Raw genomic sequence first — 11,609 nt, 5'->3', positions numbered from 1 at the left:
GTCTTGAGATCCGCCGAACGCCACAGCTTCACGCCACCATCAGGGCGATGATAGCCGTAGCCGTCCAGCGTGCCGACGAGATAATAATTACCGTCGCCGCCCAAAGTCACCGATGGATCGCGCATGGTTTCTGTCGTGATGAGCGGTTTGCGTGCGGCGACCGCGCTGTCCTCGGTTAGAACTGCCGCGGCCTGTCGCAACCGCCCCTCGAACCGTTCGAGCGGCACGAGTCCCACCTGCTCGCAGAACAGCGCGAAGCCATCCTCACATTTCGGATCATAGACCGCTGCAAGCGTGTTGTCGTCCTGCCGGACCAGCGCGGCGCGGCCCGCATGGGGCACCGCCAGCGCCCGCATCGTGAAAGGACCGTAGGGCGTCGGCGCATCGGCAACGAACACGTCCTCGGTGGCGGTTCGCATTCGCCCGGTTACCTCGCTGACCGCCAGCACGTAGCGGTCGCCGTCGCGTATCATCGTGGCACCGCGCGTGCCGACACGGGTGCGAACCGGCCAGTCCTTGCCGACCGGCGGATGCTTGGCAAACAGCGCCTGGTCGGGCTTCAGGAACCGCGGTGCGTCGACCAGCTTGTCGAAGCCGGGCGCCAGCCGGGCGATATACCCCGCCCCCCACAGGAGATAGCCCGCGCCGTCGCGATCGACGAACAGCGACACGTCAGCCGCGCCATCGACCAGACAAGGCGATGCGGTGAACGCTCCATCGGGGGCCGCCGTGCTGCCGGTCGCGATCCGCGCGCACCCCGTCTTGTCGGAAAAGGCGAGATACAGTCGTTCCCCCGCAACCGTAACCGAGGGGGCGAGATAGCGCTCGGACACATCCCCCACCGCGATGCCGTTGCCCGCGATCTTTGCCGGTCCCAGTGCCTTCCATGACTTGCCGTCAATCGACGTCCAAAGCGCAACGCCGTGTCGCTGCCCTTCCCGCAGCGTCGTGCCGGTCAGCACCCAGCCGCCGCCCGGTAGCCGCGCCAGCGATGCGTCACCGATCGGACGGTCGGCAAAGATCGGGGCGACGGCTTTTGCGTTCGCCGCCGGCATCACCGTGGCGTTGCGGTCCATCGACGGGTGGTCCGCGAAAATATCGTCGGCGACTGCCTTCTTGAGTGGCGGCTGCTGCGCGGCGGCCTGTGTCGCCGTAACGAGCGCGAGGGCCAGGACCAACGAGAATGAGCGTGTCATCATTTCGCCTGCAATGTCTTGAAATCGTCGATCCAGGCGTAATTGAACTGGCTGGACCCATCGGCATTCTTGCGGATGGTGCGCCCGGCAACCACGCTGTTGAGCAACCACGGCGTCGATTCCGGGCCGAAGTTGTTGGCCATCGATCTACCCTGCTTGAACCCATAGGTCGCGACCGCCAGCCGGCCGGTCGCGCGAAACATCTGCATTATATTCGCGAGATAGTGTTTGCGGTCCTCGAACCACGGGTTCAGTGCAAGAAAATCGTCCCACTTCGCCTTGGGGAACGGCTGGTCCAGCGCAGCCTTGATGACCTGCCAGTTCCGGGTGTTTGCCGGTATGCTATATTTGGTGGCGAAAGCGGCGGGGACCGGTTTTTTCAGATGATCTTTCCACCACCAGATCAACGAGAATTCCGTCGCGATGAACTTCTGGTCGGGCCGCATCCTGGGAATGACATAATCGAGGAAGACTTTTGTCTGCTCAATCGTCGTGACGTGGGGGTGGATGTCCACGCCCTCAATCTCAGGCGTATTTTTGACGAAACGCATCCAGCGCTCGGTCGTGGGCGTCCGCCATTTCGGACTCCATAGCCGGTTGAACGAACCCATGTAGAGCCGGGTTTTGCAGTTCGCGCCGCAATTGGCGGCCCGATGGGCGATGGCACGCCTGGCCAGCTTTTCATAGAATTTGTTGAAATTGGGGGTCCAGTCCTGTTGGCGGCTTTCGATGAAAGGCTCGTTGCCGATCACCAGCATGTCGACCTTTCCCATCACCAGCGGCAGCACCGCGTCCAGCCGTGCAAGCTGCCGGTCGAATTCGGGTCCGTCCGCATCGGGAAACTGCACCCTGTTGTACGGGAATTTCAACGACAGGATGGTCTTGTATCCGCGCCTGTCGGCATCGAGAATGGTCTTGACTGCCCCATGTTCGGCGGGTCCCGCACGGTCGACCTGCGGCATCGGCAGGAAGATACGCACCCATTCGGCATTGGCGCGGTCGAGTTCGCCATAGTCGACGTCCTCGAAATGCTCGTTGTAGTTCGCCCCGAGCGCATTCTGGGCGGTGGCGGCAGTCGGCAACGCCAAAACCGTGGCGAGCGTGAGCAACGCGGTGCCCGTCTTCTTCCGAACCGTCATCTCAATCCCCAATTGTCGGGTTAAAGACCCGGCCGCGTCGGGCGTTCTGCAGCAAGCCGGACCGTGACCGGCTTTGGCTGTGCGTCGAGATAGCGTTCCAACTCACCGCGAACCCCCGGCAGGGCGTCGGCCATGTTGCGCGTCTCGCCCGGATCGCCCTGCAGATCGTATAGCTCATATGCGCGTGCGCCGGTCGCCTCCTGCGTCCAGCGCACCAGCCGATAGCGCTCGGTGCGAACCGCCTGCCCAATCCGGCGGGGCCGATTAAAGGCGTGATAGGCAAAGGGGCGGCTGACCCGGTTCGGGTCTTGGAGCGCCCCGCTCAGATCCATCCCGTCGACCGGCTGCATCTTCGCAGGCATCGTCAGCCCTGCAAGTTGCGCCAGCGTCGGATAGACATCGACCGTCTCGGCGATCTGCCGGGGCGCGGTGCCGGATTTGGTGCCCGGCCCGGCGAAGATCAGGGGCTGGCGCACCGCCTGTTCGAAATTGGTATGCTTGGTCCACAGGCCGTGATCGCCCAGATGCCATCCATGGTCGCCCCAAAGGACGACGATCGTATTTTTCTCCAGTCCCTCCCGCTTCAGCGCGTCGAGCACCTTTCCGATCTGCGCGTCGACATAGCTGACACCGGCATAATAGCCGTGGATCAGCCTGCGTTTCAGATCCTGCGGATAGTCCGCACCAGGCCCGTCGGGGATCGGCTTGTATGCGACGATCTCACCGCCGACCTTGCCGGCAAAGGCCGGCGCACCGGCCGGCAGCTGCTCGAATTCGGGCATCGGCAGCTTGGCGGGATCATACATGTCCCAATAGCGCTTCGGCACGGAGAATGGCAGGTGTGGGCGGGCAAAGCCGACCGCCAGGAAAAAGGGCGATGCCGCCGTCTTCAGCTCGCGCAGCCGCTGGCCGGCACGCCTGGCGGTGCGGCCGTCGGCATAGGCATCGTCGGGAACGTCGGGGCTTTCCCACGCCATGCCCTTGGCCAGCGTCGCGGCATATCGCCACACATTGCCTTTGACCGGCACCTCGTTGAACAGTGCCTCCTCGCGCGTCGGCGGCCCGTTCGCGTTTTCAGGCGCGACATATTCGACGACATGGTCGTGAACCGGCGGGCGCGACCAACTGGCGGGATCGTCGTTCGACCCGTGGCCGACGTGATAGACCTTGCCGATACTTTCGGTGGAATAGCCCGCATTCTTGAACAACTGGGGCAAAGTCACCGCGTTCGGGATATACCGGCGCAGGTCCATGCCGAAGTCATAGATGCCGCTCGACGTCGAACGCCGGCTGGTCATCAGGTTGATCCGGCTGGGCGCGCAGACTGCCTGGTTGGCATAGGCCTGCTGAAACCGCGCGCCGCGGGCCGCCAGCCGGTCAATATTGGGGCTGATCGCGGTGGCGTCGCCGAACGATCGCAGCGTGGGTTTCAGGTCGTCCACCATAATCAGCAGGACGTTCGGGCGCGGCTGTGCCTTTGCCGCCGCTCGCGTCGGGGTGCGGCGCTGCTGCGCCTGCGCCGACGTCGCCAGTGCGCCGATGGCAACGGTGGTCGCAGCCAGCATTGTCATCCATTTCCTTGCCATCGCGCCGCGTCCAGTCACGCCATTCTCCTTTGCAATGTTGTCAGGGGCGGCTGCGGCCAGCCGCCTCGATCCCGGCGAGCTGGGCCTTCATCGGCGCCGCGCGGGCTGTCGCGCCGCGGGATTTTCGCGCTCAGGTGCCACTTCCCGATCACACCTCTTGCATCGCCTGTGCGCTTTAACATCGCCGGTAGGGTGGAGCGTCCCGGACGGATCAGCGCGGGCGCGTCGCCGGCCAGCAACATTGCGCGACGTGTGACGCCTTTTGTCATCCAGTCTCCCCAAGGACCACCCCACTCTTTCGGTGGTGAGTGGTATTTATATTACTAAATCGAGCCGTCTTGAAAAGGGTATTTATGCCGATGGGCGATCGCCCTTGGCTACACGACCCTCTTGGCCGCATTTCGATGCCGGTCCCGAAGCGCCGGAACGCTACCGACAACCTACTTGCAAATTATGTTTAGTCTTATAATTATGACCGAACAAAAATCTAAATAAGGGGGGTGATGCGTGTTGGCCTTTGGAAAAGGTTGCCTGCTTGGATCGTCGGCGTTGTGCCTGGCGATGATGATGCCATCGTTCGCTGCGGCGCAGGACGCGGGTGAAACCGTGGCGACGAGCGCTCAGGACATTCCAACCGACAGCGGCGATATCGTCGTCACCGCTATCCAGCGCAGCCTGGAAAGCGCGCAGGCGATCAAGCAAGACTCGGACGAAATCGTCGATTCGGTTGTCGCTGAGGATATCGGTCGCCTGCCAGACGTGACCGCGTCGGAATCGCTGGCGCGCATTACCGGCGTCCAGGTGGAACGCAATGGCGGCACCGCACAGGCCGTTCGCATCCGCGGCCTGCCGGACCTGACGACCACCTATAACGGTCGTGAGGTGTTTACGGCCGAGGGGCGCTTCGTCGCGCTTCAGGATTTCCCGGCCAATACGATCGCGCGCATCGACGTCTATAAATCGGCCAGCGCGAACCTGCTCGAACCGGGTCTTGCCGGCCTTGTCGATGTGCGTTCGCGCAAGCCGCTCGACTTTAAGGGAGACCGGATCGCCGGCGGCGTGACCGGGCTGCATTTTCACCAGTCGCAACAGACCGGCGTCGAAGCCAATCTGCTTATCAGCAAACGCTGGTCGACCGGGATCGGCGAAATAGGCTTTCTGGTCGAAGGCGCCTATGCCGAAGTCAAGTTTCGTGATTCCGCGCGTAACGTCGCGCAGGCCATTCTGAACCGGACCAACGTGCCTGGATTCACCGGTCAGGCGCTGCGAATTCCCCAGTTCGTCAACACAGACTATACGAATGCGAACCGCTGGCGGCCCAATGCTGCGGCTGCCTTTCAGTGGCGGCCCTCGCCCCAGCTGGAATTTTATCTGGACGGCCTATTCCAGGGCTATCGCTCATCAGGCGAAGGTCGCAATTATCAGGTCGTTTCCGGTGATGCCGCCGTGCTCAGCAACGTCGTGCTGATTCCCGGCACGAACCAGATAAAGAGCGCCACCGCGACCGGTGGCGGCCTGCCCATCGGCGGTCAGGGTGCGGCCGACCAGACGACCAACACCTATCAGGGGGGCGGCGGCTTCAACTGGCGCGATGGTCCGCTCCGGATCACGGGCGACGCGGCCTATACCGAATCGACGTTCATCAACGAAAATTTTCGCATGAACTTCACCAACACGTTGGCGCCGACGCGCAACTTCGATTTTGACACCGACCAGGGTGTTGGCGGCGGGACGGTCTCGCTGGTCGATTTCGACCTGTTCAATCCGGCGCTCTACCGCTGGACCAACCTGGCGGAGACGGGCAGCCGGAGCTTCGGCAAAAGCGTGCAGGCCCGGCTCGACGTGGATTACAAGCTCGATCGCTTCGGGATCAGCAACCTGCAGGCGGGACTTCGCTTCGCCGATCGTGATGCGAACAGCTATTCCTACAATCGCACGACCCAGGCACCTCCCGGTCAACTTTTTTCGCTGCTTCCGCTGGAATACGAAACAACACCTGCCGGTTTCCGCAATGACCAGGCGCACTCGATCCGGACCTTCCTGGTGCCAACGCGCGACAGCCTGGTCGAGAATGCGGACCTGCTGCGCTCGATGGTCGGCCTGCAGCCCGGCAAACTGGACTATGTCGAGCCGGAATATACCAGCAACGAGAAGACCTATACCAGCTACGTTCAAGCGCGGTATGATTTCGACATCGGCGTGCCGATCGACGGTCTGATCGGTCTGCGCGCGACGCGGACCGAAGCGACGATCAACGGCACCACGCGTTCGACGGTCGGCACCGGCCCCGATGCCGTCACGACCATCACGCCGATCACGCGGACGTCGTCATATGACGACTATCTGCCGAACGTCAGCACCCGCGTCCGCTTCAGTCGCGATCTGCAGCTACGCCTGGCCTATACCAAGACCCGGACGCGACCCGGCTTCGGTCAGTTGAACCCGACCCTCACCATCGGCGCGCCCCCGCAGATCTGCACGGTCGACCCGGCCAATCCGGACAGCGGCCCCGACAATCCGGGCTGCGTCCGCAGCGCGTCCAGCGGCAACCCAGACCTGCAGCCGATCGAATCAAACAATTACGACGCGTCGCTTGAATATTATTTCAGCCGCAGTGGATCGATCACGGCCGGCGTGTTCCGCAAGGACTTGCAGGGATTCATCAACAACTTCCAGACCGAAGTGACCGACGCAGAGTTCGGGCGCCTGCTGGTCAGCCGGCCCGAAAACGGCGGCGCCGGCCGGATCGACGGCGTCGAGGCGGGAGCGCGCACTTTCTTCCGTGCGCCCTGGCTGCCGACCTGGCTCGGCAACTTCGGCGCGATGGTGAACTACACCTATCTCGACGCGACATCGGAACTGGCGCCGAGCCTCGCCGAAACGCTGCCCGGACAGCAACGCATCGCGGGTGTGTCGAAGCACCTGGTCAACCTGTCGGGCTTTTTCGAAACCAGGAACGTGTCGACCCGCCTGTCATATAACTATCGGTCGGACTTCGTCACTGGTTACGGGCGGGTGAACGATCCGGCACTCGGGGCGAACGTCCTTGGCCCGACGCTGCCGATTATCGAGCGCGGTCGCGGCACGCTCGACCTGGCGGCGACCCTGACGCCGATCGAGAACATCACGCTGACGTTCAATGCCACCAATCTGCTGGGCACGGCGGTCCGCAATTCGCGACAGTTCAACGCGCTCGATCAGGTCTATCCGTTTCAGACCCGGTTCCTCGAAAGCGTATACCGGCTCGGTATCCGTTTTCGCTTCTAAAACACGGACGGGAGGTGGAAGATGACGGACGCGCGATCACACGGCGGCAGCAGGCCCTGCGATCGGGCGTCCGCTTCATTTCGCCGGATCGCCCGACCGGCGGTGCTGGCGGCCTGGCTGATGTCCGTCGCACCGGCCGCGGGACAGCGACAGCCGGTGGATGACATCTTTCTCGACCATCCGTCGATGGACAGCAACGCCACCACCGCGCCTGCGGCGAACGCGCGTCCGGTGCAGTCGATCTTTCGTGACCGGGCGATCCTGGACGCATCGGTCGCCCGCACCGCCAGTGGCCGCTGGTTCCTGACGGGCACGCCGCAGCGCGACGGGCCGAAGGACGGCGTGCGCCTGTGGACCTCGCGCGATGGCAAGCGCTGGCAGTCGCTTGGTGCCGTCCACGCCGCCGGACGGCGCGTTCTTGCACCCGATGTCGCCATCGGTGGCGATCAGCTGTTCCTCACGTTTCAGGATCAGGATGGCTGCGCCCGCATTGCCACAGGGTTGATCGCGCAACCGAGCGGCCGCTATCGCGAAAGCCCCTGTTTGGTTCCGGACGCCGCCGACCCGTCGTTGTTCGTTGACAGGGACGGCGGCACTTATCTGCTTTGGGCTGGGGGAATGATCGCGCGCCTGACCCCCGATTTGAACGCACTCGCCGAAGACCCGCGCTTCCTGAAACCCGATCAGGCCGCCTTCGCCAAGCCGCTGCCGGCAGGACAGGACTGGCCGGTTCGCGTCCGGATCGGCGAAAAGGGCGCAACGATGTTCCGGGACGGCGAACGCTATGTCGTGGTCGCAAGCGAAATCACCAACCGGATGCGCTCGCCGACCGAAGATGTGTTCATGGCGACCGCGCCTACGCCCTACGGCCCCTTCACCCGCCGGTTTCTGGCGGTGCCACATGCCGGCCGGACCTCGATCATCACCGGCACCGACGGCCGCATGTCCGCCACCTACAATCCTCAATGCGCCGACCGATACGCCGTCCTTTGTGAGCAGGTCGCGCTCGTCCCGTTGGAGCGCACACCCGACAACCGGCTGCGTCCCGTCCCGTCCGTCCTGACAGAAGGCGGCACGGTCGCCGCGCTTCGGCCGGCCGAACCGATCATCGGGATACGCGATCCGTCGGTAACCCGCGGTCCTGATGGAGGATATTATCTGGTCGGCACCACCGGCCGAAACCGACAGGCGGTGGGCGAACTCGCGCTCTGGCAATCGTCGGACCTGCGTCGCTGGTCGGAAACGCGGCTGACCTTCGACCGCGCAGACCTGGGTCGGACCTTTCGCAACAGCGTCGCGCTGTGGGCGCCGGAGCTGCGCTGGGTGGAAAAGGATCGCACCTTCTATCTCGCCTTCTCGATGATGGAGCGCGATGTCGGCGGCAAGACCTGGCTCTACCGCAGCACCACCGGGCGGGCTGAAGGACCGTATCGCAACGTCGCGCCCGCGCATCTGGTCGAGGGGATCGACGGCTTCGTGTTCGAAGATGACGCCGGCGTATATCTATTATGGGGCGGAGGGTGGCTTGGCCAACTCAACGCCCGGCGCGACGGGTTCAAACGCCCGCCGGTCCGTCTTGTCGACACCGACGGCGAGAACGTCGGATATGAAGGCAATGGGCTGGCCCGGATCGGTGATCGCTACGTCATCACCGGTGCCGAATGGAACGGGCCACTCCGCACCCACGGCACCTATGACATGATGTATGGATCGGCGCGGTCGATATGGGGACCTTATGGCAAGCGCCAGGTCGGCGCGGCACATGCCGGGCACGGCACGGTTTTTCAGGATCGGGGCGGCGGCTGGTGGACCACAATGTTCGGGAATGACGTGACGGCGCCGTTTCGCAAGAAGCTTGGTTTCGTGCCGCTCCATGCAACAGAAGACGGGCTATCGGTTCGGGCTGGTGAAAGCGGGACACAGCAGACACGCTGACGGGTGCTGCGACACGACGCCGCCTTTCGGGCAAGGGCGCGGCTCAAGCCCAAAATTCGTGTGTTAGGGTTGGGTCGAGATCTGGGTCTTGGGTCTTCACCCGTTGATTCCATGCATGGATGACACTGCCAAACGTGCACGCGCCCTTGTAATCACGCTTATTCTCCTGACGCCGCTCTTGTCGCGGGGCCAGGCGGCGGTAGCTTGGCGATCCAGCCAGCCACGCGATCAGTCAGCCGGCGCGCAACATCCGGCACGTCCGTCTTGCGATCGCGCGTCTCGGCAGGGTCCTCATCGATGTTGTAGAGTTCAACGTTGCTGCGGTTGGCGTTCATCAGCAACTTCCATGGACCCGACCGGACGGCGTAAAGCGGACCGAAAGCGCTTTCGGTCGCCGGGCGCGCGATATGGAAGAACAGGTCCGGCCGCTTTGTCAGCGGTCGTCCGGCCCAGGTGCCGCCGATGTCGATCCCGTCCGCGCCGGCCGGCATCTTCGCGCCCGCTATGTGGGTAAGTGTCGGGAGCAGGTCGACCGCCTGGACGACGCTGCGCGCGTCACGGCTTCCCGCCTTTACATGCCCCGGCCAGCGCACGATCAGCGGCTGCCGCATACCGCCTTCGTACAGGCTTGCCTTGCGCCCGCGAAACGGTCCTGCCGAACCCGGCGTGTTGGCGCCCACGGTCGGGCCATTGTCTGACGTGAAAACGATCAACGTGTCGTCAAGCTCGCCGGCGCGCCGCAGCGCGTCCACAAGACGACCGATCTCGGCATCCATTGCCACCAGCACCGCGAAAAACTTGTCTTCGCGCTGGCTGCGCCCCTCGCCTTTCACATGCTCGACCTGTTCGCCGTCCGGCACCCAGGGAGTATGCACGTCGTCCAGCCACAGTTGCGCGAACCAGGGACCGGCCTTTTCGCGCCCGACGAAATCGAGGAGGCGATCGACGTATCGCCCGGTGACCTGCGCGCGCGGCGCCCAGTCGACCGGCCCTTTGCCCAATGCCGCGCTCTGCTTGGCCAGGTTGCTGGGCAGGTCGCTGGGCAGCAGGCGCGGACCAAGGCCTTCGAACTGCGTATAGCTTTCGTCAAAGCCATAAGCCGATGGTAGCGGCGCGTCGCCGACATCGCGCCCCCCGCCCATGTGCCATTTGCCGAAATGGCCGGTGGCGTAACCCGCCCCCTTCAGCGACCGGGCCATGTTCGGAAGCCTGGGGTCGAGCCAGTCGGTCTGCCCGAAGCGCGCGTTGCGGGCGCGATCGGAAATGTAGGTGGTGAAGCGATTGCGGGCCGGGAACTGGCCAGTGAACACGCCCGCCCGCGAAGGCGAACAGATCGGCGCGGCATCGTAGAACTGCGTCATCACCAGTCCGTCGCGTGCCAGGGCGTCGATATTCGGCGTCGAAACCCGCTTGTTGCCGGTCAGCGACAGGTCGCCATAGCCCATGTCATCGACAAGGATGAACAGGATGTTGGGCTGCGGCGCCGCCGCAGGCGGACGTGCCGGCGTCTGCTCGTCCGGCAACGCCGTCGGAGCGCCGACCAATGGCGTTGCAATCGCGGCTGTCGCGCTCAACAGCAGCGGAGCCACGATCTGGCGCGCACGGCTATATGACATCGAATATCCCTTCCGAAATGGCGGTATCGTTTCCGGCCGTCAGTTGTCGCGCGCTGTGCGCTCGCGGTTGAGGTGGGGCGTGCGCGTCACCGGACGCGTATCCCCCTGTTCGCGACGCCAGCCCTCAACGCGCGCGCGCAAGTCCTTCACCACCGACGCATAGCGTGGATCGTCCGCGAGGTTGCGGGTTTCGGCCGGATCGGTGACGACGTCATACAGTTCCTCGGCGGGCCGGCTGTAATAGGCATCGACAATGCGCTTGGCGGCGGGATCGGTCTGCGCGCGCCGCTGCCAGGTCGGGAAATAGGCTCCCTCGCCCGTCTCTCGGCTCTGGTCGATATGCGTCGTGTGCAGCCATTGCGGGTGAAGATTTCGAATATACTTCCATCGATCGGTGCGAACCGCCCGGCCCGGATACACATTGAAATTGCCGTCATTGTTATGGGTCGTGAAGATTTCCGAGCGACCGGCAAACGTCTTGCCGCCGGCGTCGAGCGCGGCCGCGAAGGATCGGCCGTCAATTTCAGCGGGCGCCTGTCCGCCCGCAACTTCGACCAGAGTGGGCAGGATGTCGACCCAACTCACCATCGCGCTGGTCCGGGTTTTCGGCATGGTGTGCCCTGGCCAGCGGACCATCAATGGCGTGCGCGTGCCGGTGTCATACAGGTTCCATTTGCCGAACGGCCATTGGGCGCCGTGATCGGATGAGAACAGGAAGAAATGGTCCCTGCCCAGCTTCGCATCGACCGCCGCCATCACGTCGCCCAGTTCCGCATCCAGCCGGGCGATCGCGGAATAATAGCGCGCGCGCGCGTTGCGGGTTGACGGCGTATCCACCGTCTTGGGCGGCAGCGTCAGTGAGTCTGCGTC

General features: G+C 63.9%; 7 protein-coding genes. 2 read left to right on the top strand and 5 right to left on the bottom strand.

Annotation, left to right across the window (positions count from 1 at the left end):
* The 3 genes from VL973_RS03565 to VL973_RS03555 all read right to left on the bottom strand — a co-directional run.
* On the bottom strand, window positions 1–1,199 hold a 1,199-nt coding region (locus VL973_RS03565), incomplete at its 3' end, for a glycoside hydrolase family protein (protein WP_475526555.1).
* Window positions 1,196–2,335 (bottom strand): hypothetical protein, encoded by a 1,140-nt coding sequence (locus VL973_RS03560; RefSeq protein WP_325282654.1) that lies wholly within the window; start codon window positions 2,333–2,335, stop codon window positions 1,196–1,198. The genes VL973_RS03560 and VL973_RS03565, both read right to left, overlap by 4 nt.
* A 20-nt stretch (window positions 2,336–2,355) precedes the next feature.
* Entirely contained in the window at window positions 2,356–3,906 is a 1,551-nt protein-coding gene (locus VL973_RS03555; RefSeq protein ID WP_325282653.1) for a sulfatase, read from the bottom strand.
* 582 nt (window positions 3,907–4,488) lie between these two features.
* Here VL973_RS03555 and VL973_RS03550 point away from each other — a divergent pair.
* On the top strand, window positions 4,489–7,188 hold the full coding sequence (locus tag VL973_RS03550) for a TonB-dependent receptor (RefSeq protein WP_325282652.1): 2,700 nt from the start codon (window positions 4,489–4,491) through the stop codon (window positions 7,186–7,188).
* Between the two features lie 120 nt (window positions 7,189–7,308).
* A complete protein-coding gene (locus VL973_RS03545; protein WP_325282651.1) occupies window positions 7,309–9,123 on the top strand; it encodes a family 43 glycosylhydrolase in 1,815 nt (604 codons plus the stop codon).
* A 158-nt stretch (window positions 9,124–9,281) separates the two neighbouring features.
* Here VL973_RS03545 and VL973_RS03540 read toward each other — a convergent pair whose 3' ends face one another.
* Both VL973_RS03540 and VL973_RS03535 read right to left on the bottom strand, forming a co-directional pair.
* Entirely contained in the window at window positions 9,282–10,739 is a 1,458-nt protein-coding gene (locus VL973_RS03540; protein WP_325282650.1) for a sulfatase-like hydrolase/transferase, read from the bottom strand.
* Between the two features lie 39 nt (window positions 10,740–10,778).
* Window positions 10,779–11,609, bottom strand: an 831-nt coding sequence (locus tag VL973_RS03535) for a sulfatase/phosphatase domain-containing protein (protein WP_325282649.1), incomplete at its 5' end; no start/stop codon positions are given.

The organism is Sphingomonas sp., assembly GCF_035490575.1.
Lineage (GTDB): Bacteria > Pseudomonadota > Alphaproteobacteria > Sphingomonadales > Sphingomonadaceae > Sphingomonas.
The sequence above is the reverse complement of the archived record's forward strand: the minus strand, read 5'-3'. Positions and strand labels throughout refer to the sequence as shown.

What these genes read in the sequence shown, in the direction of transcription:
- VL973_RS03540 (WP_325282650.1), bottom strand. Translation starts at nt 10,739, where the DNA reads ATGTCATATAGCCGTGCGCGCCAGATCGTGGCTCCGCTGCTGTTGAGC.
- VL973_RS03560 (WP_325282654.1), bottom strand. Translation starts at nt 2,335, where the DNA reads ATGACGGTTCGGAAGAAGACGGGCACCGCGTTGCTCACGCTCGCCACG.
- VL973_RS03550 (WP_325282652.1), top strand. Translation starts at nt 4,489, where the DNA reads ATGCCATCGTTCGCTGCGGCGCAGGACGCGGGTGAAACCGTGGCGACG.
- VL973_RS03545 (WP_325282651.1), top strand. Translation starts at nt 7,309, where the DNA reads ATGTCCGTCGCACCGGCCGCGGGACAGCGACAGCCGGTGGATGACATC.
- VL973_RS03555 (WP_325282653.1), bottom strand. Translation starts at nt 3,906, where the DNA reads ATGACAATGCTGGCTGCGACCACCGTTGCCATCGGCGCACTGGCGACG.